We start from the raw sequence: 25,806 nt of genomic DNA, 5'->3' as shown, positions 1-25,806 counted from the left end.
CTCTATGTTGCATTCGATGATACGAACCGGCGCCGTCGTCGCCGGGCTCGCATTCGGTCTCGCGTCCGCCCATGCCGACTCGCTCGCGGACGCCAAGACCTTCGTCGACAAATATGCTTCCAAGGTCGACAAGTGGGATGGCCCGACCGCAGCTCCGAAGATCGCCAAGGGCAAGACGATCGTCGTGCTCGCTTCCGACATGAAGAACGGCGGCGTGCTCGGCGTCACCAAGGGAATTGAGGAAGCCGCCAAGGCCGCCGGCTGGACCGTGCGCACACTTGACGGCGCCGGCTCGGTCTCCGGCCGCACCGCCGCGTTCGGCCAAGCCATGACGCTCAAGCCCGATGGCCTCGTCATCTGCGGCTTCGACGCGGTCGAACAGAAGCCGGGCATGGAAGCGGCCAAGGCCGCCAAGATCCCGATGGTGTCCTGGCACGCCGCTCCTGTCATCGGCCCCGTTCCCGAAGCCGGCGTCTTCGCCAACGTGACGACCGATCCGATGGCGGTCTCCACGGCCGCGGCGAACTGGGCCTTCGTCGACGCGGGCGGCAAACCGGGCGTGATTATCTTCACCGACTCGACCTACGAGATCGCGATCGCCAAGGCCAAGAAGATGAAAGAGGTCATCGAAGCGCTCGGCGGCAAGGTTCTTGAATGGGTCGATACGCCGATCGCGGAGACCTCGACGCGTATGCCGCAGCTCACCACCTCGTTGCTGCAAAAGCATGGTGCGGCCTGGACGCATTCGCTGGCCATCAACGATCTCTACTATGACTTCATGGCGCCCTCGCTCTCTGCGGCCGGCATCAAGGGCACCGGCGCGCCCGTGAACGTCGCGGCGGGCGACGGCTCCGAAAGCGCCTACCAGCGCATCCGCTCCGGCGCCTACCAGGCCGTCACCGTCGCCGAGCCTCTGAACCTTCAGGGCTGGCAGCTCGTCGACGAGTTGAACCGCGCCATCGCCGGAGAGAAGTGGTCGGGTTACGTCTCGCCGCTGCATGTGGTGACCAAGGCCAATGTCGAATTCGACGGCGGGCCGACCAACACATTCGATCCGGGCAACGGCTACCGCGATGCCTACAAGAAAGCCTGGGGTCTCCAGTAAACCCTTCCCTCTGCTCCCCGAGCACGATGACCGTGCTCCCTCGGCGGTCGGTCGCAAGCTGACCGCCGATTTTTCTTCCCCTTCATCAGACAGACGAGCGAATGCCGATGTATATCCGTTGTGCTTTCTTCAGTGGCCGCATCAAGCCAGGACGCGAAGCCGAATTCACCGCCTATGTGCGCGAGAAACTCGTGCCGCTGTGGACGCGCTTTCCCGGCGCGGAAGAGGTTCGCGTGCTGCGGCAAGAGGAGAGCGACAGCGACGCTCAGCGTTACGAGATGGTGCTCGCGATCCGCTATCCCTCGCGCGAGGCCATCGAGGAAGCGTTGGCTTCACCGGTCCGCTTCGAAAGCCGCGAGGTGACCAAGGGGCTCACCGAGATGTTCGACGGCTCCATCTTCCACACGGTCTTCAAGGCCGATGACTTTGCCCTGCCGACTGACTGATCGCGGAGATCTGACCCGGTGAGCACCTACGACATTCTCGACCCGCGCTTCCAGGCGTTGATCATCGGACACGCCAAGCTCGAGAGGCTCTGGACCGGCAGCCGCTGGGCCGAAGGTCCGGTCTATGTGCCGGCCGCCAAGTCGCTGCTGTGGTCCGATATTCCAAATGACCGCGTGTTGCGCTTCGACGAGACCGACGGTTCGGTCTCGGTGTTCGAGAGCCCCTGCGGCTACCACAACGGCCATACGCTCGATGCGCTCGGTCGCGTGGTCGCATGCGAGCACGGCGGGCGTCGCATCTCGCGGCTCGAACCCGATGGAAAATGGATGGGACTTGTCGAGCGCTTCGAAGGCAAGCGCTTCAATTCCCCGAACGATGTCGTGATCAAGTCGGACGGAACAATCTGGTTCTCCGATCCCACCTACGGCATCGACAGCGAGTATGAGGGACACGCGGGACCGAGCGAGATCGGCGCCAGCAACGTCTATCGTTTCGATCCGGCGAGCGGCGCACTCGTGGCTATCGTGACCGACATGGTCAAGCCGAACGGTCTCGCCTTCTCGCCAGACGAGCGATTGCTCTATGTGGCCGAAACCGGCGCGACGCATGTGCCTGGCTTACCAGCGGTCATTCGCGCCTACGATGTTGCATCAAGCGGGCTTGGAGTCGGCGAAGGCCGAGTGTTCGCGACCTCGCCAGCCGGGTTCTACGATGGATTCCGCGTCGACCGGAACGGCAACATCTGGACGTCAACAGCGGACGCAGTCGCCGTCTACGCGCCGGACGGCGCGCTGATCGGACGCATTCCGGTCCCTGAAATTGTTTCCAACCTGACCTTCGGCGGGCCGAAGCGGAACAGGCTCTACGTCACGGCGCAGACATCGCTCTACGCGATCTTCGTCAACGCGCACGGGCTTTTCTGAGGCGGAACACCGCGCGTTCACGCCGGCGGCGTGCGCGCCGCCCAGAATTCCATCAGCGCGGCCTGGTCCATCGCGCCACACCCGATCGCGGTCAAAAGGCGATGGATCTCGGCGCAGACGACGGTCATCGGCATTGCGATGCCCGTCTGCCGTGCCAGATCCTGCGCGCCGTTCAGGTCCTTGACCATGTTGTCGATGCGGCCCGTCGGACGATAATCGCGTGCGGCGAAGCGCGGCATGTATTCCTGGAGGATGGCGCTGTCGGCGCGGCCGCCGCGCAACGCTTCGGGGATCTTCGCGGCATCGACGCCGGAAGCTTCGGCCAGCGCGGTCGCTTCGGCGACGGCGACGAAGTTCAGGGCGCACAGGACCTGGTTGATCAGCTTCGTGGTTTGCCCCGCGCCACTCGGGCCCATATGCGTGAAGTTCGAGGCGACTTCGGCGAGGACCGTCCGCGCTTCGGCGACATCGGCAGCGTCTCCGCCGGCCATGCAGGTCAGCTGGCCGATCAAGGCCTTTGGTGCGCCGCCTGACAGCGGGCTGTCGACCCAGCGCAGACCGGCTGCGGTCGCGTCTTTCGCAAGCTCGCGCGTTGATTGCGGATCGATCGAAGACATATCGATGATGAGCGTGCCTTTGCGCGCGCCCTCGGCAACGCCCGCTGGCCCGAACACGGCGGCGCGCACGATCTTCGGCGAGTTGAGGCTGAGGATCACTGCGTCGGCTTCAACCGCAGCACGCGCGGCAGTGATGGCTGCGGTCGCGCCTTTTTCGACAAGACTAGCGACCTTTGCAGGATCGAGATCGAACACCAGCAGACGGGTCCTGGTCTCGGCGAGTCGAGTTCCAATCGCGCCGCCCATAGCGCCGGCGCCGATCAATGCGACTGAACGGGACATTTGACCCTCCGCGATAACCCAAGGGAATGCTTCGACGACGAGCCTCAGAGCGAAGCCGTGATGCCGCCATCGACATAGAGCACGTGTCCGTTGACGAAGGAGGACGCAGGCGAGGCAAGGAAGACGCAGGCCCCGACGAGTTCCTCGACCTTGCCCCAGCGGCCCGCCGGCGTGCGCTTTTCGAGCCAGGCCGAGAAAGCGGAATCTGCGACCAGTGCAGCATTGAGCGGCGTATCGAAATAGCCCGGCGCGATGGCGTTGACTTGAAGGCCGTGTTTCGCCCAGTCCGTCGCCATGCCCTTGGTCAGGTTTCCAACTGCTCCCTTCGTCGCCGTATAGGGCGCGATCGACGGGCGCGCGAGCGCGGTTTGCACTGAAGCGATGTTGATGATCTTGCCGGCGCGCCGTCCGATCATGTGGCGCGCGCAAGCCTGGCCGACGTTGAAGACCGAGGCGATGTTGGTTTGCAATAGGCGTTGAAATGCGTCCGCCGGGAACTCCTCGAGCGGCGCTCGGTGCTGCATGCCCGCATTGTTGACGAGAATGTCGATCGGCCCGACGTCGGCCTCGAAGCGATCGACGGCCGCGCGCGCTGCGGCGTGGTCGGCGGCGTCGAAGGCCAGCGTTCGTGCGCCCGCAATGGAGCTGGCGGCAGCACCGAGCTTGGTTTCGTCGCGGCCGTTAAGCACGACCTCCGCACCCGCTTCAGACAGGCCGCGCGCCAACGCAAAGCCAATGCCTTGAGAAGATCCCGTGACGAGGGCGCGGCGCCCTGTCAGATCGAACAAGTTGATCGTCACCCTGCCTCCTCTTCTTGCATCTCGACATTCATTCTCCATCACACTATGTTATCGATAACATGCAATGTCAAGATCGTGGCCAAGAGGAGCGCTCACCCACATGTCGAAGCCTGAAGTCCTTCAAATGGGCCCCTATCCGGAGTGGGATCAGGTCCCGCTCGATGCAGCTTACTCCATGCACCGCTATTTCGAGGCAAGCGACCGGCCGGCCCTCCTCGCCGAGGTCGGTCCACGTGTCCGCGCCATCGCCACGCGCGGCGAGCTCGGTGCGAATGCCGAGCTCATCGCGGCCTGTTCGAAGCTGGAGATCATCTCGGTCTACGGCGTCGGCTTCGATGCGGTACACCTGGACAGCTGCCGGAAGCGCGGCATCGTCGTGACCAACACGCCCGACGTGCTGACGAAGGACGTGGCTGATCTTGCTATTGCGATGATGCTTGCGCAATGGCGCGGCGTGAATGGCGCAGAGCGCTGGGTGCGCGACGGCTCATGGGCCGCCAAGGGGCTCTATCCGCTGAGGACTCGAGCCTGGGGCAAGCGCGCCGGCGTGCTCGGCCTCGGCCGGATCGGGTTTGAAGTGGCACGCCGGTTGGCCGGCTTCGACATGGACATCGCTTATTCCGATGTCGAGGCCAAGCCACACGGCAAGGACTGGACCTTCATCGCCGATCCCATCGCGCTCGCTGCGCGATCGGATGTTCTGTTCGTCACGCTCGCGGCCTCGGCAGCGACACGGCACATCGTGGGGCGTGATGTTCTCGAAGCACTCGGTCCCGACGGACTCCTCGTCAACGTCTCACGGGCCTCCAACATCGACGAAGAGGCGCTGATCGCGGCGCTGACGGGCGGCAAGCTCGGCGCGGCGGCGCTCGACGTCTTCGAGGGTGAGCCGAAGCTGGATCCGCGATTTCTCGACCTCCCCAATGTGCTGCTACAGCCTCACCACGCCTCCGGCACGACCGAGACTCGCAAGGCCATGGGTCAGTTGATGCGAGACAATCTCGCCGCGCATTTCGCCGGCCTGCCGCCGCCGACACCGGTCCCCTGACGTCTTCCATTCCAGGTGGCCGACCGTCACGCGGCAAGTCCTCCGAACCAGGCCCCGAAATAGCCGGCATAGAGTGCCGGCCGTTCGAGATTCATTGAATGACCTATGCCGGGGACGATCACCAGACGGCAATCCGGCATGGCTTCGGCCATGGCGCGGAGGTCTGCCGGTGGAATCCAGCCGTCACACTCGCCCCACAATACAAGGTGCGGATGCCGGATCTCCGGCATGCGCCGCTCCAGTTCGCGGCTCTCCCTCTCGCGCGTCAGGTTGACCGGCGTTCCGATCCAGATCCCCGCCGACACGGCAAAGGTCTGCTCGATGATGCGATCGAATAGCACCTGAATCTCTCCGACGCCGTCGCGAAAGCGCGGGATCATGTTTGGCGCCATGGTCTCCGGGACAAACAGTGATGAGGCGGCGGTGGCCATCACGCTGCGCGTCAGCTCCTTGCTCGCCATCATTGCCTTGAATAACCCGATCTGGTCGGCGTTGAAGGCCATTCCGAGCGGCGTCACCGGATCGAGCGCGAAGACACGGCCAAAACGCTGCGGCTGATTGAGCAGCATACGCGCGGCGATGATGCCGCCGGTGGAATGGGTCGCAAGGTGGCAGTATTTGATGCCGAGCGCATCGAGCGCTGCCAGCATGTCCTCGGCGTGCTGCTGCATCGAATAGTTGGAATAGTCCGCCGTGGGCTTCGGCCGGTCGCTGTCACCGCAGCCGCGCCAATCAATGGCGATGACGCGCAGCCCGGTCGGAAACATCGGCGCGGCGAGCTCGATCCAGTCCTTGCTGGCGAGATTGCCGTGAATGAAGACGACGGTGACGTCGCCTCGTCCCCATTCCCGCCAGCCAAGCTGGACTTCACCCGCCTGAACTCTCGGCATGGACAGGCCCTATTTATTCAAGCCCGCCGTCGGCGCCGCACCGGGCGGCGTCGGCGCCACCGGCAGGGCCGACACGACCGCGCCCTTAATCATGCGGTCGGTGCCGAGCGGTGACGACGTATCGACCGTTCCCTTGGTCACGAAGTCCACGACATCGACGGAAAATTCCACGGGGTTGTCGGTGTGGATGAAGTGTCCGGTCTCCGGATAGATCTTGAGCATAGGCCGATTGCCGACAGCCGTCATCCGCGTCATGAAGGGCGTGATGACGTCGCGCCCGAGGTCCGTCAGTCCATTGAAGGCGGGCGTCGGAATGAACGGCTCCTTGTCGCCGAATGCGAGAAAGATCGGCGCCTTGATCTGGGTGACCCTCTCATAGAGGTTCTTCGGATCATCCTGCTGGAGTTCGGCACCGATGGTGTAGATGTCAAAGATGAAAACGTTGCACCACTGCTCGAGCTCCTTGGGGTTGCCCTTGGTGAGCCCAACGCGCTGCTCGGTGTGGAAGCGGGCATATTCGCTGTCACTGAAGAAATAGCCGCTCTTTGCGGCCGACACCGCGCCGGTGTCCGGATCACGCTTCTTGAAATAGAAGAAGTCGCGGATGTTCTGCTCGTCGCGTGCCTTTTCCGCGGCAAGAATGCCGGTCTGGTCCCAGACCTGCTTCCACTTGTCGAAGTCGCGGCCGAGGCCGTCGGCGAACAGCAGCGCCTTCTTGTCTTTCGCGATCGTGATCTCGCGCGGATACTCCTCGAGGCCCGACGGCGCCTCTAAAGCGAGGCCCTGTACCGCATCCGGCCAGGTCAAGGCATAGCCAACGACGAACTGGCCGCCGAGCGAGTGGCCGAGATAATACGCCTTCTTGACGCCGAGCTGGTTGACGAGGAGGTCGTAGATCACCTCGCGCATGTCCTGCATCGTGCGCGCCGGGCTCTTGTCAAGATTGCCGGGCCCCGACATGCCGTAATGCGGCAGGTCAGGCACGATCACGCGCAGGCCGCTGCGCAGCGCGTACTGCATGATGTTGCCGTAGTGCCCACCAAATGCGCCCTTGCCGTGAATGATGACGAGCACCTTCGGGTCCTTGTCGGTGCCGGCATACTCATCCATGTAGCCGATTTCCCAGGAGTTGCCGCTCTTGTCCTTGGCGTCCGCGAATTTGACCGGATAAGGATAGGTCACATAGGCCTTCCAGAACGACTTCTTGGGATCGATGTTCTGGGCGACGTCGGGCACGCGATAATTTTTGTCGACGAATTTCTGGGCGCGATCGAGCGCCGCTACGTCGTCCATGAAGGCGACGAACTTCGGATCGTTCTTGCGTTGATTGATGATAGGGAACACGCCGTAATGGGCGACCGGGCTCTCCTGCGCGATCAGGTCCGCGCCCGGCACACGATCGACGGCCTTCTGCGCCAGCTTGAAGTTAAGCCAGAGATCGTTGGTGATATGCATCACCAAGGTGCGCGCCTGGATGCGGCCGAGATACGGGTTGATGTTGTGGGTTTCGCCGACCCGGTTGCGCCAGACGAGGTCAACAGCGTCATAGAGCTTGGCGCGGTTCGTGACGTTCAATCCCGCCTTCTCGTTCGGTGGATCCCAGTAGAAGATCTCCGGCTGCACGGCTGGCCAGTTCTGGGTCGTGCGGAAGGCAAAGTCGTAACCGGTCATTCCGAGAATCGACCAGCCGAACGCAACGCCCGGGACCGGATGCTTCTCCTTTGGTAGCTTGTAGTAATCGCCATTGGTGGACTGCCAGACGGGATCGGACTGAATCGCCGCCGTCATCATCTGGAACGTCCAGTTGCCGACGGGATCGTCGCCATCCGACTGCGTGGTGCCGCCGATTGGCATCAGGGCGTTGATATATTCCGGATGCATCACGCCCCAAACGTAAGTCTGGGTGCCGCCCATGGACACGCCGGTCACGAGTGCGACGCGCGCGACCTTCAGCTCGTCGCGGAGCAGGCGGTAATTGGCCTGCACCATGTCGTAGTAGCTGTACTGCGGAAACTTGATGCCGAGGCCGTCGGACGGTTTGCTCGCACCCCACGTGCCGAGCGGATCGACCATGATGACATAGTAGCGATCGGTATCGATCGGGCGGCCCGGACCGATGATCGGCACGCCGCCAGACAGTGCAGCACCTTTGACCCACTGTTCGTACATGTCGGTGGAATCGCCGGAATAGTAGGAGTTGATCACGACGGCATTGGTGATCTCGCCGGCGGCGTTGCGACGCGCGTTGCCGATAGCAATGTAGGCGGTGTGCAGCTTTCCGGCACCGAGTGACTCCAGCGTGACGCCCCCCTCGCCGCCATTCTCCCACTTCGAAGGATCAGTCAGGTCGTACTTGCCGCCAAGGCGGAAGTTGGCGATTTCGTAGGTCTTCTTCAGCCCGTCATGCTGCACCTGCGACGAGCGGCGGCTGAAGGGTTGTGCGACTGCAAGTGCGGTGCCGACCAGCAATACGATCAAGCTAACGAAGCAACGCTTCGCAATATCGGTCCCGGTCATGACGGCTTCCTCCCTGGACAGTTTTTCGAACGCTAGGAAGCCCGGCACGGAGAGCTTTGATCTAACTCAACGGAATCCCGTCGTGGAGGTTGAGGATCGAAGGCATCAAAATGTTGGTGGCCTTTTGTGATGCCTTTCCTCAGCCACGGCTCGTATCGGATACGCTATGAGCTCGACGGGCCGACGGGGGCGCCTGCCTATGTGCTCGTGAACGGGCTTACGCAATATTCCGAGTTGTGGAGCGCCTATCGCGAGGCCCTGCTGGCGCGACGCTTTCGCGTTGCGACGTTCGATCTGCTCGGCCAGGGCGCTTCGGACAAGCCGACGCTCTACATTAGCCAGGACGACCAGGTCGCCGCGTTGCGCCTGCTGATCGACGAGCTTGGGGACGGTCCGATTTTCCTGAGCGGCATCAGCTTTGGCGGCCTGATCGCGCTGCGTTATGCAATCGAGCATGGGAAGCGGCTATCCGGGCTCGTACCGATGAGTTGCTTTGCAGAGCTGTCGCCCCAGCTTTCTCTGCTGGGCAACGCCCTGCGGACCGGACTGATCCTCGGCGGCACTGGTTATCTCCAGGACCTCCTGCTGCCGATGAACCTGTCGGACCAATGGCTGAAGCCGCTGCTGGACAAGCTCGACAGCGTCAAGCGGCAGGGCTGGCTGGTGAACGACGTCTACGCGCTCCAGAACCTGATGGAATCCTTCCTCGACTTCCGGCCGCTCACGCCGCGCCTGTCCGCGATCTCTGTTCCGACAATGATCCTCAACGGCGAGTTCGATTTCCTCACGCCGCGCGCTCTTCACGAAACATTGCGCGTCGAGATTCCCAACAGCTCGTTGGTGATCATTCCGAAGGCCTATCACGCCTTCACGCTGGAGAAAGGCGCACTGACGGCCGATCTGCTTGCGCGCTTTGCCGAGGACGTGCTGGCCGGGCGCTGGCAGGGCAATCAAGCCGTCTGGGTGGCGCCGGACGAGCCCGGCGGCGAGCTTACGCCGTTTCCCGCCGGCTACGATCATCTGCGCGCCATCCCTGTCAGGCGAGCACGGCCATGAGCGGCTTCCTCGGTCCTCTCGATTCGGACGGCCGCATTCCGCCGCGCCAACAGACGCGGATCGCCGCATTCCTGATCTCGGCGCATGGTGCGCTCGCGCGGCAATTCGCCTTCACGCTGCCCGCGAGGCTCGACGCGGCATGGCAAAGCGAATTGAACGCGCAGTTTTATCGCGAGAGCGAGATCGTCTCGCTGCTGCTGCGCGCCACCTCCTGGGTGCCGGATCTATCGCTGGGATACATGGTCGCGTCCTGGGAGGCCGCATGGTTGCCTGCGCCGGTCGAAGGGATCGCAGACCCTCGCCTTGCCAAGGCGGTGCACCTTGCAACGCTCGCCCATGCCGTGCATGCCGGCATCCGGCCGGCCGCGTTGCTTCCGGTCGAGGCCAATACGCAGGATCCTTTCGTCATGGCGCTGCGCCGCATCGAGTTCGAGAGCGGCCGGCTGCTGCAGGCCCAGATCCTGTTTCTCAAGAGCGCGGATCTTGCGCCGCATCGGGACGTCGTGAGTGCGGCGCTCGCGCAACGTCACGCCGGCGTCCGCAAGCTCTGGCGCGAATTGCTCGGCAGCATCGGCATCGACGCGCCCGGAATGGAATGATTGGAAGCCTTGATGCAGATCAAGGGAGGATCGTCGCCGGGCACCAACATCCGGACGCTGCCGCCCGACCGGGAGTTCGATCATGAAGGCCGTTTCCGTCGAAGAAGCCGTTGCGATGATTCCGGCGGGCGCCAGCGTCATGGTTGGCGGATTCATGGGCGTCGGGACGCCGGAGCGCCTGCTCGACGAAGTGGTGCGCCAGAACAAGACGGGCCTGACCCTGATCTCGAACGACGCGGCGACGCCCGGCAAGGGCGTCGGCAAGCTGTTCGATCAGGCGCTGGTGTCGAGGCTGACCGCAACGCATATCGGTCTCAATCCGAAGGCGCAGCAGCAGATGCTGGCGAACCAGATCGCCGTCGACCTCGTTCCGCAAGGCACCTTCGTCGAGCGCATCCGCGCCGGCGGATGCGGCCTCGGCGGCGTGCTGACGCCGACGGGCGTCGGAACGCTCGTCGCCGAAGGCAAGCGCCAGATCGAGGTCGACGGCAAGCCGTTCCTGCTGGAGACCGCACTGCGCGCGCAATTCGCGCTGGTGCACGCCTTCCTCGCCGATTATCTCGGCAACCTCGCCTATGCGCTGACCTCCCGCAATTTCAATCCGGTCATGGCCATGGCGGCCGACACCGTGATCGTGACGGCCGAGCATATCGTGCCCGTTGGCGTGATTGCACCCGATCACGTCGTCACCCCCGCACCTCTTGTCGACTATCTCATCACCAACGGGTGACATCATGGATCCGCAGATCGTCATCGCCCGGCGCGTCGCCAAGGAGCTGAAGAGCGGCAATCTCGTCAACCTCGGCATCGGCATTCCGACCCTGGTCGCGAACTATGTCCCATCCGATCTGAAGGTCTTCTTCCAATCGGAGAATGGGCTGATCGGCACGGGGCCGATTCCCGAGCAGGGCATGGCCCATCCGACGCTCACCGACGCCGGCGGCCGCCCGATCAGCGCGCTGCCGGGCGCTTGCGTCTTCGACAGCGCCATGTCGTTCGGGCTGATCCGCGGCGGCCATGTCGACGTCACCGTGCTCGGCGGCCTTCAGGTCGACGCGCAGGGCCATCTGGCCAACTGGATGATCCCAGGCAAGATGGTACCGGGCATGGGCGGCGCGATGGATCTCGTCAGCGGCGCCAAGCGCGTCATCATCGCCATGCAGCACGCGGCCAAGGGCAAGTCGAAGATCGTGGCGAAATGCTCGCTACCGCTGACCTCGGCGCGCCCGGTCCATCTGGTCGTCACCGACCTGGCCGTGATCGGCTTCCCTGAGGGCAAGGCGACGCTGCTGGAAACCGCGCCCGGCATCAGCGTCGGCGAGGTCCTGGCGCTGACGGAGGCGGAACTGGCCATTCCCGATCATGTTCCGGACATGAGACTCTGAGCAGGACGACCATGCGGATATTCAGCGACTTCGCCGAGATCAAGTCGGCTGTAGGCACCGAGATCGGCGCCAGCGATTGGATCGAGATCACACAGGAGCGCATCAACCAGTTCGCCGAGGCGACCTGCGACGAGCAATGGATCCATGTCGACCAGGAGCGCGCGAGCAAGGAGATGCCCGGTGGCAAGACCATCGCTCATGGCCTGCTCTCACTCGCCCTCGCGCCGCTGTTCATCCGCTCGGTGATCGGCCTGAAGGGCCTGCGCAATACGCTCAACTACGGCGCGGACCGGATCAGGTACCTCGCCCCGGTGCCGGCGGGCTCACGGCTGCGCGGCCGCGTCACGGTCGCCGAAGCCGAGGACGTGCCGCCGGACGGACTGCGCGTCAACTATCATCTCGTGATCGAGATCGAGGGCGGCAAGAAACCGGCCTGCATCGCCGAGCTGATCGCCTTGCACTACCGCTGAAACAAAAATCGGAAAACAACCCCATGCACCGTAGCCATGGGGCCGACGACACGATCATTTTCCGATTTAGCGAAAATTTCTTGACCCGTCGGGCAAAACAGGGGCAAGATGCCACCATCGGCTCATGTGCCCGGACGCTCCAACCCGGCGCGACAACACGCGGATGCGCGATCAATCGATGATGTGATAGCCGCCGTCGATATAGAGCACGCTGCCGGTGATCAGCTTGGCGCCATCGAGCGCGAGGAACGCGGTGGCATTGCCGACATCGTCGATGCTGACGAGGCTGCGCGACGGCGCCTTGGATTGCGCCTTGTCCATCAGCTCGTCGAACTCCGGAATGCCTGAGGCCGCGCGGGTCGCAAGCGGTCCCGGCGAGATCGCGTGCACGCGGATGCCTTTCGGGCCCAGCTCCGCGGCGACGTAGCGGACGGAGGCCTCGAGCGCCGCCTTCGCCACGCCCATGATGTTGTAGTTCTCCACCACCATCTGGCTGCCGTAATAGGTCATGGTGAACATCGTGCCGCCGTTCTTCATCAGCGGCTCGGCCAGATGCGCCATCCGCAGGAACGACCAGCACGAGACGTCCATGGTTTTCAGGAAGCCGTCGCGACCGACATCGACGACGCGGCCATGCAGTGCATCCTTGGGCGAGAAGGCGATGGAATGAAGCAGGAAATCGAGCTGACCCCACTCCGACCTGATGCGCTCGAACACCGCTTCGGTCTGGCCTTCGACCATGACATCCAGCGGCATGAAAATCGGCGCTTCCAGGGCCTGCGCGAGCGGCTCGACGTGCTTCTTGGCGCGATCGTTGAGATAGGTGACGGCGAGATCGGCACCGAGCGCGCGGAACGCCCTGGCACAGCCCCAGGCGATCGACTGGTCGTTGGCGATGCCGACGACGAGGCCCTTCTTCCCCTTCAAAGCAACTTTGCTGTCCGGAAATACTGGGATCATGACACCCTCTCATTTCTGGGGTTAGGCGACTGGCCGCCCATCAGCAGCGACAGCGTATGCTGCGCGATCATCAACTCCTCGTCCGTCGGTATGACATAGACCGGGACGAGACTGGACTTCGCCGATATCAGGCGCGAATGGCGGTCGTTCGCGGCGGCATCGAGGGCCACGCCAAGCCAGCCGAGCCGCTCCGCCACGCGCACGCGGATGCCGCTCGAATTCTCGCCGATGCCGGCGGTGAAGACGAAGGCATCGAGGCCCTGAAGCGCGGCGGCAAGCATGCCGGCATTGAGACCGATGCGATAGGTGAAGTAATCGACTGCCAGTTTCGCCTGCGGATCGGTGCTTGCCTCGAGCTCGCGCATGTCGTTGCTGACACCGGAGAGGCCTTTCAAGCCGCAGTCGCGATAGAGGAAATCCTGCACCTTCGCGGCCGTCATTCCCTTCTCCGAAATCAGGTACAGCACAACGCCTGGATCGAGCTGGCCCGGACGCGTGCCCATCGGCAACCCGTCGAGCGCGGTGAACCCCATGGTGCTCTCGACGCTCAGCCCCTCCTTCATGGCGCACATCGAGGCGCCGCTGCCGAGATGGGCGACGATCACCCGGCGTTTTGCGATCGCGGGCGCGATCTGCGGCAGGCTCCTGGAGATGTACTCATAGGAAAGCCCATGAAAGCCGTAGCGTCGCACACCTTCGGCATGGAGCTGGTGCGGGATGGCGTAGTGATCGGCCAGCGGACCATGCGTGCGGTGAAATGCGGTGTCGAAGCAGGCGACCTGCGGCACCGCCGGGAAGCCGGCGAGAATCGAGCGGATCGGCGCCAGATTGTGCGGTTGATGCAACGGTGCCAGAGCCACGAAGCGCTCCAACCGCGCCACCACGCCATGGTCGACCAGCACCGGCCGCTCGAAGTCCGGCCCGCCATGGACGACGCGGTGCCCTACCGCCAGCGGTTGAATGCGAACTTCATTCCGCAGCCACGCGCCGGCGATCTCCATTGCCGCGGGAACGTCCCCGACCGCTTCGATCGGATAGGCGCGGTCGGCCATGGGATCGCCGCCCGCCCCGTTCGCCCGCAGGCGTGGACGACTGCCAATGCCGTCTATCTGCCCCTTGATCGTGCGGCGAAGCCTGCCTTCGCACTCGACCGCAAAGACCTGGAACTTGACGCTCGACGAGCCGGCATTGACGACAAGGATGCTGTCCATGGCGCTCACACCGCAACAGCCGGCGCCTTCTGGCGCCGGGCGTGGGCATAAAGGGCGGCGACGGCGCAGGACGCCATCCGCGCCCGTGGGGTATCGGCGCGCGAGGTCAGGACGACCGGCACGCGCGCGCCGAGCACGATGCCGGCGCCGTCGGCCTTGGCGAAATAAGCGAGATTCTTGGCCAGCATGTTGCCGGATTCGAGATCAGGTACGACCAGGATCTGCGCACGGCCGGCGACCTCGGACTTGATGCCTTTGATGCGCGCGGACTCGACATCGATCGCATTGTCGAACGCGAGCGGTCCGTCGAGCACGCCGCCGGTGATCTGCCCGCGATCCGCCATCTTGCAGAGTGCCGCCGCCTCGATCGTGGATGGAATTTTCGACGTGACCGTTTCGACCGCCGACAGGATGGCGACGCGCGGCGACTTACCGAAGCCGGCCTGGTTGTAGAGGTCGATCGCGTTCTGGATGATGTCGCGCTTGGCATCGAGATTAGGGAAGATGTTGATTGCGGCGTCGGTGACGAAGATGGTCTCGGCATAGGCCGGTACGTCCATGACGAAGACATGGCTGATGCGCCGGTCGGTCCGCAGCCCCCCAACCTTCGCGGTGACGGCGCGCATCAGCTCGTCGGTGTGCAAGCTGCCTTTCATGAGCAACTCACCGCGGGCGGCATGAATCAATTCCACGCCCTTCGCGGCGGCTTCGTCACTGTGCGCGGCGTCGACGATCTCGTAGCCGGAAATGTCCAACGCGAACCTGGCGGCCGTATCCCTGATCTTCCGTTCCGGCCCGACCAGCAGCGGCCGGATGATGCCGGCGGCGGTGCTGTCGACGGCGCCCCGCAACGACGTCTCGTCGCAGGGATGCACGACGACGGTTGGCGCCGGTGGGATCGCCTTCGCTGCGGCGATCAGGCGATCGTACTTGCTGGGAGAGTGCGTATTCGTCGCATCTGCTGACATCATTTCGCTCCCGATCCTTGCAACCCGCGCTACGACGCCTTCGCCTTCGGATCGAAAGGGGCAACATTCGACGCCTTTTCAGTCCCCCCTGTCGCGTCGATGCCGAACAGGCTGGCGATCTGCGCCAGCCGCCTCGCGCGCTCACCGGTGACGTCCTCGCTGGCCGACAGCACCCGTTCGATCGCCTCGAACGCGCCGTGGCGAGAATTGACGTCGTCAGGCAGCATCTTCGGAATGGCGGCAAGCGCCCCGTCACGGTCGAGCAACAGCATGAAGAACTGCTCCCGCACCAGCATCTTGAACTCGGGCAGGGTCATGCGCGGGCCACCGTGGTCCCGGCGGATCTGGCGCAGGGCCTCGATGCTGCGTTCGTCGACCATCCCGCGCGCGGACCCGACATAGAGCAAGGCGCGCAGTGCAGCTTCGCGAAGACCGCCCTCGCCGATCCGCGACTTCAGTTCGGTGACCCGCTTCCCGAGCATGGCACGATGCTCGGTGGACATCTCACGCTGCCGGGATGGTGCGGAAGTGGGATCGATCCCGACGGCCGCCTGGAGCGCCGGCGATCCATAGACGCTGAGGAAGATCGCTTCACTGAGCGCCTCCTGCGAATCGCGCCAGCTGTCCAGCGCGTGAACGATCTGCTTCGACATCTGCTCCTGGAACGCCAGGAACGGATTGTCCGCCGCGACCGGCTTGCGCTCCTCCTCGGCCTTCTCGGCCAACGATTTCACCGTGGCCATATACGGGTTCTTGCTGCTGAAGAGCTCGTATTGCAGCCGCAACGGATGCATGTTGTGAGCCAATTCCGCCATCTGCGGCGTCACCATGCCCCTGATCCAGGGCCGGACGAATTTCTGATAGGCCTTGAGATTGATCTCCGAGACGCGCTTGGCGGTCGCAAAGCGCCGCTCGTCTTCGGGCGAATTGCCGCCCATGGCGCGGATATCGTCGAGCGTCCGCGCCTCGCAGCGCATCACCCACTGCCCCACCACCAGATCCGAACTTGCGGTCTCTTCGCCCTTCGCCTCGAACGTGGCCTCGTAAAGCCCGGGCGGCAGAACGTCGATGAGGTCGATGTTGCCCGAAAATTCCGCATGCTCCTTCTTCGCAACACCACCGGACACGAAGATACCGAGATGGCCGATGCTCTTGTGCACGGTGTAGACGATGGTCTGGCCGTAGGCCCTGATCTCGTCGACGTCGGCATAGCAATCCAGAATCCAGTGCAGCGCCTGCTGCGGCGGCGTGATGTTGTCGCCCTCGGAGCAGAACACCACGATCGGCGACCTGATGTTGCGGAGATCGACCTTGCGGCCGTCGGACATCTCGATGTTGCCCGCGGCAAGATTGTTGCCGACGAACAGCTCATCGACGATGAACTGGATCTCCTCGGCATTGAGGTTGACATGACCGCCCCACCAGCGCTCGAAGTCGAGATAGCGGTCCGCTTCGGTATCGACGTTGGAATAGACGTTGTATTGCTTGGTCCACAATGTGTTCGACGGGTTCTGGTTCTCGAAATTCTGCACCAGCCACGCACCGTCGAACTTGCCGGCGCCGAGATCGGACGTCAGGGCCGTCAGCCAGCTTCCGCCGAGCAGCCCGCCCGAGTACCGCATCGGATATTTTCCGTGCACGCCGGCCCAATAGGCGAGCGGCGCGCCGGCTATGATCAGCGGTCCGAACAGCTCAGGGCGTAGCGAGGCCAGGATCATGACGGCCCATCCAGCCTGGCAATTGCCGATCACGCAGGGCTTGCCGTCTGCATCCGGATGAAGGCTGATGACCTTCTCGATGAAGATGGCTTCGGCACGCGCGATGCGCTCGATGGTCTGACCGGGCATCGGATCCGGCAAGAAGCCGATGAAATAGCAGGGATGGCCCGCCTTCATCGCCACCCCGATCTCGCTATCGGCCTTGAAGCCGCCGATGCCGGGACCATGGCCCGCGCGCGGATCGACCACGACGAACGGCCGCCGGTCCAGGTCGATCTCGACACCATCAGGCGGAACGATGCGCACGAGCGCGTAGTTGACGGGATCGTCGAGCTTGCGACCGTCCATGATCAGCTCGGCAGTATATTGCAGAACGTGCGGCGCGGTCTGCGCGACGTGTTCCCTGTACTGATCGCCGCGGCGGCGCATGATGTCGAGGAACAGGACACTGCGCTGCCCCGCATCGATCATGTATTCGACCGCCGAAGCGACGAGCCCCGACATTGGACCACCGGGAATTTGCGCCTTGTCCATAGACATGTTTCGACCTCTCCGCCGCGCTCGACAATTGACGGCGCCGTGCAGGAGCGAACGTTGATCTAGGTCAAGATGCTCTGCCCGCTCGAAAGGCTCTCATCCTGCGCAGGCGTCATGCGGCGCGCGACTTGCTTGACGAGCCAATTGCTGCCGGAGCGACATCGGCATGTCACAAATCGCAACCTACCGCACACCGGCGGTATTGAAGGACGGTACTCCGATCGAGATCCGCGCACTTCGGCCGGGCGACGAAGCAGACATGCTCGCGGCGATCGATCGCACCGGCCCGAGTTCCCTACAGAGTCGATTCTTCGTGATGAAGCGACACTTCTCGGAGAAGGAGCGCGCCTTCTTCATGGACGTCGATTTCAACAACCACGTCGCGCTGGCCGCCTGGGTCGAGGAACAGGGGCGTCCCGCCATCGTCGGCGGTGGCCGATATGTGGTCACAGATCGCGGCCGGGCCGAGATGGCCTTCGTCGTGGTGGATGCCTGGCAAGGGCGCGGGATCGGCACCCTGCTGCTGAGGCATCTCATCGACATTGCGCGGGTGCATGGGTTGCGTGAACTCACGGCCGAGGTTCTGTCCGACAACGCATCGATGCGCAAGGTGTTCGCGAAGTACGGTTTCGGACCTGCGCGGAGTGAAGAGCCGAGAACCGTGTGCCTGGTTCTCGATCTTGCCGCTGCGCGGCCCGCGTGAGCCTCATCTCAAGGCGATCGTGATCTGACTGATATTGGCGGCGAGCTCGAGGCCCGCCTTTGGGCCTTGCAGCACGATGGTCACACCCTTCTCGTTGCGGAGGTGAACACCATTGACGCCGCCCACCAGCGCAAAGCCGCCGCCGACCGAGCTATAGGTGCCGGCGAAATCGCCGACCTCGCGAATCCCTGAGGCCCAGCCATCGAACCGGCCGACGGTAGCACCGACCGTGATACCGAAACTCAGGCCGCTGATCCTAAACGGATAGGTCTTGCCGCGGTAGGTCAGCACACCGCTGCCCGCGCCGCCTCCGATCAGGAGGCCGGCCTTGACGATTTTGGCACGAACTTGCGCAGCCGCCTGCGCAAAAGACGGCGTCGGCGCTGCGAGACCGAGCGCGAGCAGCGTGAGCGCGATCAAGCGGAACTGGCGCGTCCGCCCTTCAGGGCTTTGTGGCATCGACCTTCTTCCAGGTCTCGTCGGGATCGAACAGCGTCGTACGCTCTGCAGTGAAGGCCGTGCGCTTGCCGAGATCCTTCTGGTAGACGGTGCCGGCATGGTTGACGAGGAAGGTCATGATGCCGGAGTTGCCGTATTCCGCAGGCCAGGCGATCAGGCCGAATCCGCCGATCATCTTGCCCTTGACGACGTAATTGAGCGCGCCGCCGGGCGCATCCCGGCCCTGCCCTGTGAGGATGTGGAAGTAGTAACCGTGATAGGGCACAGGTCCGACATCGCCCGCGCGATAGCCCTCCTTCGAAGCCTCGGCTGCCAGCGCGCCGAGCGGGCTCGGATCGCTATCGTCGCGCCAGAACAGACCATCCTTCTTGCCTGGCGAGGAGACGATGCGCTGGGCATAGACACCGGCGCCCTCGCCGCGATCCTTGTCGGCGTATTCATTCTGCGCGTCGACGAAGGCGAGCGCGGTCTGGATCGCATCGAGCTCGTTGCGGCCGATGCGCCGGCGCAGCACCTCGATGCGTCCCTGGTCGGTGTCGAACGCCCAGCCGGTCCTGGTGTTGACCAGCGGAATCGGGAACGGGAAGTCGTCCGGCCCGAGCATAAGGGTCGCGGTCTTGTTGCCTTCCGCCTTGATGCCATGCTTGGCGTCGTACAACGACGAGAAACGCGCCTGGATGTCCTTGTCGGCGATCTCGTCGCCGGATGAGACGATGTCCTCCGCGTTCCTGCCAAGCACTTTGAGGATGTCGCTTGGTCCGCTCTTGATCGCGGCGGCGAGCGCAGCCGCGGCGTCCTCGGGCGTCTTGTAGGATTGCTGTGCCTGAGTTGCAGAGCCAAGCAGCGCCAGCGCCGTGAGGCCCGGCAATACGGCGCGGCGGAAAGCTTTCAACCCGGTCATGGCGTCACCTCCGCGGGGATCTTCGCGCCGCCGGCGAGCCAGTCGCGGTAGCTGCGGAATGTCAGGCCGAGCTTTTCATACTGGACGCGCAGATAGCCGTCGCCGCCGCGAGTCACGGCATCAGGCATCACCCGCTCGACCTCCTGCGCCATCACGCCGACATAGGCCTTGTCGCTGCCGATGTAGCTGAAGCGGTAGTAGCCGAGACCGTTGGAGAGATGACCGAGCAGAACGATGTCGTGCTTCAACGCGATGTCGGAGCGCCGGCCTCCACCGCCGCCGCGACCGCCTCCTCCGAAACCGCCTCCGCCGCCGCCACGCATCGCCATTCCGCCCCCGCCGCCGCGGCCGGCCATGCTCGGACCGCCGCCACCGCGCGGCATGCTCGCCATGCTGGCGCGGCCGCGCGCGGATGCCGCGGCCGCCGAGCGGCCGGAGGACACGTTCATGGCACCGCCACGATTGGCCGCACCGCCACCGGCGCGGTTCGCAGCCTTTGCGCCGCCACCCTTGTTGCCGCTCTTATTGCTGCTCTTGGCGCCTCCCTTGGCGCCTCCCTTGGCGCGATCGCCGGCACCGGCCCGATCGCCGCCGCCCGGCCGATCGCGAGTTCCAGCACTTGCGCGATCTCCGCCCGCACGATCGCCGCGATTGCCGGCGCGATCCCCGGCCCCGCCGCGATCACCGGCGCGATCTCCTGCTCGATCTCCTGCACGATCGCCCGCGCGATCTCCGGCCCCTTGATTGGGCCGCAACACCTGGTTGCCGTCACGGCCGCGGAAATCCATCCGGTCCGACGCGCCGGCCCGCACGTTGTTGTTGCCGAAGCGCTGCTGGACATTGCTGTTGTTGTAGCGCACCCCGCCGCGATGGGCCGGATTGTGCTGCCAGCCGTTGCCGATGTTGGTGGTGCGATGATTGACGTAGACGTTGCGATTGCCCCAGTTGCAGCCGCCGCCCCAGTAATTGCCCCAGCGACCGATCGCCCAGGCCGTGCCGAACGCGATGCCGGCCGCAACCATGCCGGCGCCGATATAGGACGGATAGCCCCAATAATACGGCGGATACTCCGCATAGGGCCAGCTGCCGTAGACGGTCGCCGGATCATAGTAAGGCACGTACATCTCCGCGGGATCGGCCTGCTGGATCACGACGACCTGCTTGCCTTCCTGCGACTGCACGCTGACCTTCTGCTGCTTGGTGGTGACAAGCTTCTTGTTGTCATAGGCCTTGTTGCGCAGGCGCTGGATTGCGTCCATCACATCGGGCTGCTGCGCGAGGAAGGCGTCACCGAGCTTCTTGGTCCAGTCGAGCTGGTCGCTCATCATGGTCAGGACATCGGCGGTGCTGGCGAGCGCCTTGACGCTGTCGTCCCAGGCCTGCTTGTCCACCTCGGTCTTCAGTGCCTCACCCTTGAGGGTCTTGCGCTCCTTCAGCCAGCGGTCGGCCTGCACCACTTCCAGCGGATAGGTCGAGGCGGCCAGCACGTTGGCCAGCAATTCGTCGGGATAAAGTGCGATCGGCGCGACCAGAGCTTCGAGCTCTGCGGGCTTCAGCAACTCGGCTGACGGTGCAGACGGGCTTGCCGGCTGCGCCTGCGCAGCCGGCGTCGCAGGTACCGTTTGTGTCTGCGCCATTGCAGCGGGCGACGTCGCCATTGTGAACGCAAGCGCCATCAGGATCTTGCCGCAGCGGAACATGACATCCTCCTTCACCCTTTCCGTGTCGGAAGATCGAGCCGGCCCGCCGACGTTTGTTGATCGAGATCAACGAAACCAGGTCGTCGAGGCTGCTGCGGCGCGAGAGTGTTCCGAAGAAGCCGCCATCCGGCGGCACGACCAGACCGCCACCGGCGCGCGCAGCAGTCTCGATCACCTCAGCAATGTCGGCGTCGCTGCGAACGCCGGCGCCGATCAAGATCAAGATACCGCCCCGTCAGCGCGCCATCGGAAGCCGGATCGTGAACAGCGCGCCACCCGCCAATTGGTTCGACGCGGCGATCACGCCGTGATGAGCCTCGACGATGGTCTTGGCGATCGCAAGGCCCATGCCCATGCCTTGCGGCTTGGTCGTGAAGAACGGATCGAAGACGTTTTCAAGATCGGGCGCTGCTATTCCGGGGCCGGTATCGGTGATCCTGATCTCAGCCTGATGGCCGGTCCGCAGGGTCGAGACGCTGACCTCGCGTTTTCCGGTGTCCGCATCGGAGACCGCATCCATCGCGTTGATGATCAGGTTGAGAATGACCTGCTGAAGCTGGACCGGATCGCCCTTGACGTGCAGCTCGGTCTGGAAAGGCATATAGGTCAACGTGATGCGACGTCCGTCGGCCACGGTCTTCGCAAGGCCGATCGCCTCGCGGACAGTATCGTTGAGCTCGATGTTCTTGACCTCGAACGGCGTCTTTTTCAGAACGGCGCGCAGCCTGCGGATCACCTCGCTCGCCCGCTGGTCGTCGCGCCTGATATCGGCAAGAATCTGCCTGATCTCGTCGAGATCGGGCGAGTTGGCCTTGAGCAACAGCTCCGCCGTCTCGGCATTGGTCAGGATGGATCCAAGCGGCTGGTTCAATTCGTGGGCGATCGACGTCGTGAGCTCGCCGACGGTGGAATAGCGATTGACGTGAGCAAGCTCTGTCAGCCGCTCGCGGGATTCCACTTCGGCGAACCTGCGACGGCGACGCTCGTGCAGCAAGCCGCTGATGAGGCCCGCCTGCACCAGGAACACGGCCGTGATCAACAACATCTGCCAGCGATAGCGTTGCCAGATATTCGGCTCCCGAAACAGAACCTCGCTATCTGGAGGCAGGCGACTTTCGCTGATGCCCCAGCGCCTCAGTTCCCGCCAATCATATTTCGGCACACCGAAGCCGATCGGCTCGTATTTGATGCTGGCCGGATCCGCTCCGCCGAGAATGCCGATCGCTGCGCTGACGGTCCTCGAAGTCGTTTCCCCCACCAGATGCATCGGTCCCCCGACGGTGCTGTCGCCAAAGAAGGGCTCCTGGTAGGAAAAGATCGGGGCGTTCGCGACCGCGTGCAGGCTGCGCAGCGCAATGTCGCTCTCGTGGGCGACCCCGGCCGCATCGACCGACATCAGCCCCCAAAACAACGCCGTATGCGGCGGCAGGGCCGATGCGCGCTTCAGTATCTCCTCGAATGACAAGTCCGAGTACCAGACGAGCTCCAACCGCTCGTCGAACGATTTCAGCTCCCGCTTCACCTCCTCGATCCAGAACTTCTCGAGCGGCGAGGCTCCGATCACGATCGCAACCGACTTGGTGTCCGGCAGAAGCCGAAGGATGTTGTCGAATGCGGCCACGAAATCGTTGCGGATCGCCACGACCACGTCGTTGTCGCGGAGATCGGCGCGATCGATCAGCCGATACTCGACCGCGGAAAGAATCAGCGGCGTATTGGGGAATAGTCGCGCGCGGTATTTCTGCGCAAACCGTGCGGCAGGCGCGCCGATGCTCAACACGATGTCGGGCATTGCGCCCTGGTAGAGCGAGTGCAGATACTCGACGAACGGCGCCTCGGGACCGGGATTGTTGAAGCGCGCCGTGAGCAGCGCGTGCTCCTGGATATCGAGCGGCCAGGGCGATTGCGCCTCGAGCCCGGCCTTGATGTCGCGTGCATATTCGCTCCAGGGCCGAAACTCGCGGCCGAAGGAATGCAGCACCAACACGCGCTTGAGCTCGCCGCGCCGGCTTCGCTCGACGGCCCCGGCCCGCTCGGGCGAGAGGCACAGCGCGACGAACAGGCTCAGGCACAACAGCGCGGCCGCGGCTGGCCACGGCCTGACCGAAACACTGGACATGTGCCCGCTCAGCTCCATTCCCGCAGCTTCCAACGGCCGCTTTGCGGTCAATTCTAGCGGGAAATGCGCTGCGCGGACAGGGCCGATTCCTCCGGCACCCGCTCAATGTCCGCTCAGCACCAGCGTCTGGATCGGCAGCAGCAGCGCTTGAATCCGCAGCAGCAGCGCGTGGACGAGGCCGACGCCATCGACGACATGCAGCGCGATCTTCCGGCTGGTCGGCGTGTCCTTGGCGGAGATTTCCTCATGGTTGCTGGTATAGGCGTTGACGATGCAGCTGCTGCCGGGCGTGACACCGTCGAGGCCGCCTTGGTAGAGTGGCTCCAAATAGACCAGGATGGTGCCCGGCCGGGCCGCGTTCTGGGGATCGACGAGCTGCTCGCCGGATCGGAATTGTCCGGCAGCGATGTAGTCCTGCACCGTCGTGATCACCATCGGGATGATCACCCATGGCTTCGAGATGCAGGTCGCTTCCGCAACCATGCCTTCCTTCATCACCTGCGCCTCGATCTGGCCGAAACCAGCCTGCAGGGCCTTGCGGCCCGCACCTTCCGGGACGAGAACGCCTGCCGGGCGCATCAGCTGATTGACGACGTCGCCCGGGCGCACCAGGAACTGCTCGACACGGCCGTCGACGCCGGCGCGTACGAGCGTCTTGTCGAGATCGACCTGAGCCTGAGCGAGCGCCGCTTCCGCGCTGGCCTTCTGCGCCGGCAGCAAAGTCGAGACCTGCAGCGACGCCGATTGCTTCGCGGCCGTCGCCGCATCGACGCCGGACTGACGCTGATCGACCAGGACCTGGAGCTTGTCGATGTCGCGCTGCGGAACGATCCCGGGATTTCGGCGCTGGAGCTCGCTCTTGACCTCGAGCTCGTCCTTGGCCTGCTGATAGTTGGCCTTCGCCTCCCCGATCTGCGCCTCGGCCCTGACCACATCGGCCTGCGCCGTCTGCATGGCGGCATCGACCTCGGCCACCTTGCGCCTGCCGGTTTCGACGGCGGCCTCCTGCTTCGAGCTGTCGAGCGTGAACAGCACGTCGCCCTTCTTCACCGGCGCGCTGAAGCCGACCTTGACCTCGGCGACGCGGCCCGAGCCTTCGGGCAGGATCGGCACCGTGCGGAAATAGAGCGTCGCCGATGACGTCGCGGGGTGGAAGTAGAAGATCATGGTGATCAGCGACACCGTCAGCATCAGGCAGCCGGTGATGCCCCAGCGCAGCTCGTACCAGATCGAGAAGAAGGTGATCTCCTTGCCGAAGCGTTTGCCCTGGGCGTAGCGACGATAGAGGTAGTCCGGCAGGATCGTCAGCAGTGAGCAGAACATCAGCTCAAACATGGCTGTGCTCCTTTTCCTTCAGGAGCCCCGGCTTGTCTGCCGGAGGCGGCTCGGCCGCAGAGTCTGCAGGGATTTCCTCGCCATCGGCGACCGGCGTCGCCTCTGCAATCTTCTCGACCGAGCCGGCGATGCTGCGCAGCGGCGTGCCGAAATCCGGCAGGTCGATCATCGCGAGGAGCAGGCCGGCAATCCAGAAGATGTGCATGTGCGTGAAAAGCGAGATCAGGCCGAGCACCGCGACGAACTCGAACTGCAATTTTTGCGACTTGTGCGCCATCCGCTCGGGGAGGCTATGCAGCTTCCAATAGAGCGTGCCGACCCAGAGCACGGTGCCGATCAGGAATACGCCCATGACCACCATCAGCGGATCGGTGCCGCTTCCCGGCGCGAGATAGAACGGCAGATGGTGCGGGGCCATCGGATGAAGCTGGTCGCCCAATTGTCTCTCCCCGGTCAAGCGTGCACTTGCGGCACTGTGTTCGGCCAGCTTCCCAATTTGCTTGACTTGAATCAAGGGAATGCCCCCATCCGGGCATAGCGTTTTATGACGCCGTTTGCATATTCACAGGGAGCCGCAGCCATGTCCGGGCTTGACGAACTCATTCCCAGTGCCACGCAGATCCGCAAAGAGGCAGCACTCAAGGAGGCCGAGAAGGCGGAAGAGTATGTCCGGCTCGCCGCCGCCGCCGAGGCCGAGAAGCGCGCGCTGATCGAACGCCTGAGCAAGCCCTCCGGCAAGACCGAGGAAGAGAAGATCAAGCTTGCCGCGAGCGTCATCCAGCGCGCCGTGCGCAACGGCCTGACCGAGGTGATGGTCTATCGCTTCCCGAACTCGCTTTGCACCGACAAGGGCCGGGCCATCAACCAGATGGAAAAGGGCTGGGAGAACACCCTGACCGGCATTCCCAAGGAGATCTTCCAGCTCTGGACCGACTATCTGAAGCCGCGCGGCTATCGCATCGCCTATCAGATCATCGACTTTCCGGGCGGCATGCCCGGCGATATCGGCGTGACCATTGCGTGGGATGATTGACGAGCACGGCAGCGAAAGGACAG

General features: G+C 63.9%; 25 protein-coding genes. 11 read left to right on the top strand and 14 right to left on the bottom strand.

Annotated elements, in window-relative coordinates; all coding sequences use genetic code 11:
• The first annotated feature begins 16 nt into the window (after positions 1–16).
• The 3 genes from JQ587_RS13635 to JQ587_RS13625 all read left to right on the top strand — a co-directional run bounded on the left by JQ587_RS13635 (position 17) and on the right by JQ587_RS13625 (position 2,475).
• The gene (locus tag JQ587_RS13635) at positions 17–1,105 is read left to right on the top strand and encodes an ABC transporter substrate-binding protein (RefSeq protein WP_433995274.1); all 1,089 of its coding nucleotides are present in this window, start codon (positions 17–19) and stop codon (positions 1,103–1,105) included.
• A 107-nt stretch (positions 1,106–1,212) separates the two neighbouring features.
• A complete protein-coding gene (locus JQ587_RS13630) occupies positions 1,213–1,551 on the top strand; it encodes a putative antibiotic biosynthesis monooxygenase (RefSeq protein ID WP_212302428.1) in 339 nt (112 codons plus the stop codon).
• Positions 1,552–1,569: 18 nt separating this feature from the next.
• Positions 1,570–2,475: an SMP-30/gluconolactonase/LRE family protein gene (locus tag JQ587_RS13625; protein ID WP_212425617.1), complete on the top strand. Its 906-nt coding sequence runs from the start codon at positions 1,570–1,572 to the stop codon at positions 2,473–2,475.
• Positions 2,476–2,492: 17 nt separating this feature from the next.
• On the opposite strand, the gene JQ587_RS13620 is transcribed toward JQ587_RS13625, so the two are convergent.
• Both JQ587_RS13620 and JQ587_RS13615 read right to left on the bottom strand, forming a co-directional pair.
• Positions 2,493–3,374, bottom strand: a complete 882-nt coding sequence (locus tag JQ587_RS13620) for an NAD(P)-dependent oxidoreductase (protein ID WP_212425616.1) — start codon at positions 3,372–3,374, stop codon at positions 2,493–2,495.
• 44 nt (positions 3,375–3,418) lie between these two features.
• Positions 3,419–4,174 (bottom strand): SDR family oxidoreductase, encoded by a 756-nt coding sequence (locus JQ587_RS13615; protein ID WP_212302425.1) that lies wholly within the window; start codon positions 4,172–4,174, stop codon positions 3,419–3,421.
• 100 nt (positions 4,175–4,274) lie between these two features.
• Here JQ587_RS13615 and JQ587_RS13610 point away from each other — a divergent pair, with 100 nt between their 5' ends.
• Entirely contained in the window at positions 4,275–5,222 is a 948-nt protein-coding gene (locus JQ587_RS13610; RefSeq protein ID WP_212425615.1) for a 2-hydroxyacid dehydrogenase, read from the top strand.
• Positions 5,223–5,248: 26 nt separating this feature from the next.
• Here the strand turns inward: JQ587_RS13610 and JQ587_RS13605 are convergent, their stop codons facing one another.
• A complete protein-coding gene (locus JQ587_RS13605) occupies positions 5,249–6,112 on the bottom strand; it encodes an alpha/beta fold hydrolase (protein WP_212425614.1) in 864 nt (287 codons plus the stop codon).
• A gap of 9 nt (positions 6,113–6,121) precedes the next feature.
• Positions 6,122–8,629 carry an alpha/beta hydrolase gene (locus JQ587_RS13600; RefSeq protein ID WP_212425613.1) on the bottom strand — a complete coding sequence of 836 codons (2,508 nt, stop codon included), beginning with the start codon at positions 8,627–8,629 and terminating at the stop codon, positions 6,122–6,124.
• Between the two features lie 129 nt (positions 8,630–8,758).
• Between JQ587_RS13600 and JQ587_RS13595 the strand changes: the two genes are divergently transcribed.
• From JQ587_RS13595 to JQ587_RS13575, 5 genes are all read left to right on the top strand, one after another.
• The gene (locus JQ587_RS13595) at positions 8,759–9,685 is read left to right on the top strand and encodes an alpha/beta fold hydrolase (RefSeq protein ID WP_212425612.1); all 927 of its coding nucleotides are present in this window, start codon (positions 8,759–8,761) and stop codon (positions 9,683–9,685) included.
• The gene (locus JQ587_RS13590) at positions 9,682–10,284 is read left to right on the top strand and encodes a hypothetical protein (RefSeq protein ID WP_212425611.1); all 603 of its coding nucleotides are present in this window, start codon (positions 9,682–9,684) and stop codon (positions 10,282–10,284) included. The genes JQ587_RS13595 and JQ587_RS13590 overlap by 4 nt, the downstream gene beginning before the upstream one ends.
• Positions 10,285–10,366: 82 nt before the next feature.
• Positions 10,367–11,014, top strand: coding sequence for a CoA transferase subunit A (locus tag JQ587_RS13585; protein ID WP_212302419.1), 648 nt, complete (start codon positions 10,367–10,369; stop codon positions 11,012–11,014).
• 4 nt (positions 11,015–11,018) lie between these two features.
• Positions 11,019–11,669 (top strand): 3-oxoacid CoA-transferase subunit B, encoded by a 651-nt coding sequence (locus JQ587_RS13580; protein ID WP_212302418.1) that lies wholly within the window; start codon positions 11,019–11,021, stop codon positions 11,667–11,669.
• 11 nt (positions 11,670–11,680) lie between these two features.
• Entirely contained in the window at positions 11,681–12,139 is a 459-nt protein-coding gene (locus JQ587_RS13575; RefSeq protein ID WP_212302417.1) for a MaoC family dehydratase, read from the top strand.
• Positions 12,140–12,310: 171 nt separating this feature from the next.
• On the opposite strand, the gene fabI is transcribed toward JQ587_RS13575, so the two are convergent.
• From fabI to JQ587_RS13555, 4 genes are read right to left on the bottom strand one after another with little or no spacing between them, the layout of a single operon-like run.
• Positions 12,311–13,099: an enoyl-ACP reductase FabI gene (gene fabI, locus JQ587_RS13570; RefSeq protein ID WP_212425610.1), complete on the bottom strand. Its 789-nt coding sequence runs from the start codon at positions 13,097–13,099 to the stop codon at positions 12,311–12,313.
• Positions 13,096–14,310, bottom strand: a complete 1,215-nt coding sequence (locus JQ587_RS13565) for an acetate/propionate family kinase (RefSeq protein ID WP_212425609.1) — start codon at positions 14,308–14,310, stop codon at positions 13,096–13,098. Before JQ587_RS13565 ends, fabI begins: the two co-directional genes overlap by 4 nt.
• Before the next feature lie 5 nt (positions 14,311–14,315).
• The gene (locus JQ587_RS13560; RefSeq protein WP_249154324.1) at positions 14,316–15,278 is read right to left on the bottom strand and encodes a phosphate acetyltransferase; all 963 of its coding nucleotides are present in this window, start codon (positions 15,276–15,278) and stop codon (positions 14,316–14,318) included.
• 29 nt (positions 15,279–15,307) lie between these two features.
• Complete coding sequence (locus JQ587_RS13555; protein WP_212425607.1) at positions 15,308–17,536, bottom strand: DUF3141 domain-containing protein; 2,229 nt, start codon at positions 17,534–17,536, stop codon at positions 15,308–15,310.
• 163 nt (positions 17,537–17,699) lie between these two features.
• Here JQ587_RS13555 and JQ587_RS13550 point away from each other — a divergent pair, with 163 nt between their 5' ends.
• On the top strand, positions 17,700–18,236 hold the full coding sequence (locus JQ587_RS13550; RefSeq protein ID WP_212425606.1) for a GNAT family N-acetyltransferase: 537 nt from the start codon (positions 17,700–17,702) through the stop codon (positions 18,234–18,236).
• 3 nt (positions 18,237–18,239) lie between these two features.
• Here JQ587_RS13550 and JQ587_RS13545 read toward each other — a convergent pair whose 3' ends face one another.
• The 6 genes from JQ587_RS13545 to JQ587_RS13520 all read right to left on the bottom strand — a co-directional run bounded on the left by JQ587_RS13545 (position 18,240) and on the right by JQ587_RS13520 (position 25,168).
• Positions 18,240–18,695, bottom strand: a complete 456-nt coding sequence (locus tag JQ587_RS13545) for a hypothetical protein (protein ID WP_212302411.1) — start codon at positions 18,693–18,695, stop codon at positions 18,240–18,242.
• A complete protein-coding gene (locus tag JQ587_RS13540; RefSeq protein WP_212425605.1) occupies positions 18,679–19,596 on the bottom strand; it encodes a DUF2950 domain-containing protein in 918 nt (305 codons plus the stop codon). Before JQ587_RS13540 ends, JQ587_RS13545 begins: the two co-directional genes overlap by 17 nt.
• The gene (locus JQ587_RS13535) at positions 19,593–21,296 is read right to left on the bottom strand and encodes a DUF3300 domain-containing protein (RefSeq protein ID WP_212425604.1); all 1,704 of its coding nucleotides are present in this window, start codon (positions 21,294–21,296) and stop codon (positions 19,593–19,595) included. The genes JQ587_RS13540 and JQ587_RS13535 overlap by 4 nt, the downstream gene beginning before the upstream one ends.
• Positions 21,297–21,531: 235 nt before the next feature.
• On the bottom strand, positions 21,532–23,415 hold the full coding sequence (locus JQ587_RS13530) for a sensor histidine kinase (RefSeq protein WP_249154310.1): 1,884 nt from the start codon (positions 23,413–23,415) through the stop codon (positions 21,532–21,534).
• Positions 23,416–23,517: 102 nt separating this feature from the next.
• The gene (locus tag JQ587_RS13525) at positions 23,518–24,750 is read right to left on the bottom strand and encodes an HlyD family secretion protein (protein ID WP_212425602.1); all 1,233 of its coding nucleotides are present in this window, start codon (positions 24,748–24,750) and stop codon (positions 23,518–23,520) included.
• Positions 24,743–25,168 (bottom strand): hypothetical protein, encoded by a 426-nt coding sequence (locus JQ587_RS13520; RefSeq protein ID WP_212425797.1) that lies wholly within the window; start codon positions 25,166–25,168, stop codon positions 24,743–24,745. Before JQ587_RS13520 ends, JQ587_RS13525 begins: the two co-directional genes overlap by 8 nt.
• 162 nt (positions 25,169–25,330) lie before the next feature.
• Between JQ587_RS13520 and JQ587_RS13515 the strand changes: the two genes are divergently transcribed.
• A complete protein-coding gene (locus JQ587_RS13515; RefSeq protein WP_212302406.1) occupies positions 25,331–25,783 on the top strand; it encodes a hypothetical protein in 453 nt (150 codons plus the stop codon).
• Positions 25,784–25,806: the final 23 nt, after the last annotated feature.

Source organism: Bradyrhizobium manausense (genome assembly GCF_018130615.1).
GTDB lineage: Bacteria > Pseudomonadota > Alphaproteobacteria > Rhizobiales > Xanthobacteraceae > Bradyrhizobium > Bradyrhizobium manausense_A.
Note: the sequence above shows the minus strand (reverse complement) of the source record. Positions and strands in the feature narration are given on the sequence as shown.

Excerpts from the sequence above, each read along its gene's own strand:
- JQ587_RS13600 (WP_212425613.1), bottom strand. The coding sequence starts at position 8,629 with ATGACCGGGACCGATATTGCGAAGCGTTGCTTCGTTAGCTTGATCGTA.
- JQ587_RS13605 (WP_212425614.1), bottom strand. The coding sequence starts at position 6,112 with ATGCCGAGAGTTCAGGCGGGTGAAGTCCAGCTTGGCTGGCGGGAATGG.
- JQ587_RS13565 (WP_212425609.1), bottom strand. The coding sequence starts at position 14,310 with ATGGACAGCATCCTTGTCGTCAATGCCGGCTCGTCGAGCGTCAAGTTC.
- JQ587_RS13525 (WP_212425602.1), bottom strand. The coding sequence starts at position 24,750 with ATGTTTGAGCTGATGTTCTGCTCACTGCTGACGATCCTGCCGGACTAC.
- JQ587_RS13580 (WP_212302418.1), top strand. The coding sequence starts at position 11,019 with ATGGATCCGCAGATCGTCATCGCCCGGCGCGTCGCCAAGGAGCTGAAG.
- JQ587_RS13520 (WP_212425797.1), bottom strand. The coding sequence starts at position 25,168 with ATGGCCCCGCACCATCTGCCGTTCTATCTCGCGCCGGGAAGCGGCACC.
- JQ587_RS13545 (WP_212302411.1), bottom strand. The coding sequence starts at position 18,695 with ATGCCACAAAGCCCTGAAGGGCGGACGCGCCAGTTCCGCTTGATCGCG.
- JQ587_RS13585 (WP_212302419.1), top strand. The coding sequence starts at position 10,367 with ATGAAGGCCGTTTCCGTCGAAGAAGCCGTTGCGATGATTCCGGCGGGC.
- JQ587_RS13515 (WP_212302406.1), top strand. The coding sequence starts at position 25,331 with ATGTCCGGGCTTGACGAACTCATTCCCAGTGCCACGCAGATCCGCAAA.
- JQ587_RS13535 (WP_212425604.1), bottom strand. The coding sequence starts at position 21,296 with ATGTTCCGCTGCGGCAAGATCCTGATGGCGCTTGCGTTCACAATGGCG.
- JQ587_RS13530 (WP_249154310.1), bottom strand. The coding sequence starts at position 23,415 with ATGTCCAGTGTTTCGGTCAGGCCGTGGCCAGCCGCGGCCGCGCTGTTG.
- JQ587_RS13610 (WP_212425615.1), top strand. The coding sequence starts at position 4,275 with ATGTCGAAGCCTGAAGTCCTTCAAATGGGCCCCTATCCGGAGTGGGAT.
- JQ587_RS13590 (WP_212425611.1), top strand. The coding sequence starts at position 9,682 with ATGAGCGGCTTCCTCGGTCCTCTCGATTCGGACGGCCGCATTCCGCCG.
- JQ587_RS13560 (WP_249154324.1), bottom strand. The coding sequence starts at position 15,278 with ATGTCAGCAGATGCGACGAATACGCACTCTCCCAGCAAGTACGATCGC.
- JQ587_RS13630 (WP_212302428.1), top strand. The coding sequence starts at position 1,213 with ATGTATATCCGTTGTGCTTTCTTCAGTGGCCGCATCAAGCCAGGACGC.
- JQ587_RS13635 (WP_433995274.1), top strand. The coding sequence starts at position 17 with ATGATACGAACCGGCGCCGTCGTCGCCGGGCTCGCATTCGGTCTCGCG.
- JQ587_RS13595 (WP_212425612.1), top strand. The coding sequence starts at position 8,759 with ATGCCTTTCCTCAGCCACGGCTCGTATCGGATACGCTATGAGCTCGAC.
- JQ587_RS13540 (WP_212425605.1), bottom strand. The coding sequence starts at position 19,596 with ATGACCGGGTTGAAAGCTTTCCGCCGCGCCGTATTGCCGGGCCTCACG.
- JQ587_RS13550 (WP_212425606.1), top strand. The coding sequence starts at position 17,700 with ATGTCACAAATCGCAACCTACCGCACACCGGCGGTATTGAAGGACGGT.
- fabI (WP_212425610.1), bottom strand. The coding sequence starts at position 13,099 with ATGATCCCAGTATTTCCGGACAGCAAAGTTGCTTTGAAGGGGAAGAAG.
- JQ587_RS13620 (WP_212425616.1), bottom strand. The coding sequence starts at position 3,374 with ATGTCCCGTTCAGTCGCATTGATCGGCGCCGGCGCTATGGGCGGCGCG.
- JQ587_RS13555 (WP_212425607.1), bottom strand. The coding sequence starts at position 17,536 with ATGTCTATGGACAAGGCGCAAATTCCCGGTGGTCCAATGTCGGGGCTC.
- JQ587_RS13575 (WP_212302417.1), top strand. The coding sequence starts at position 11,681 with ATGCGGATATTCAGCGACTTCGCCGAGATCAAGTCGGCTGTAGGCACC.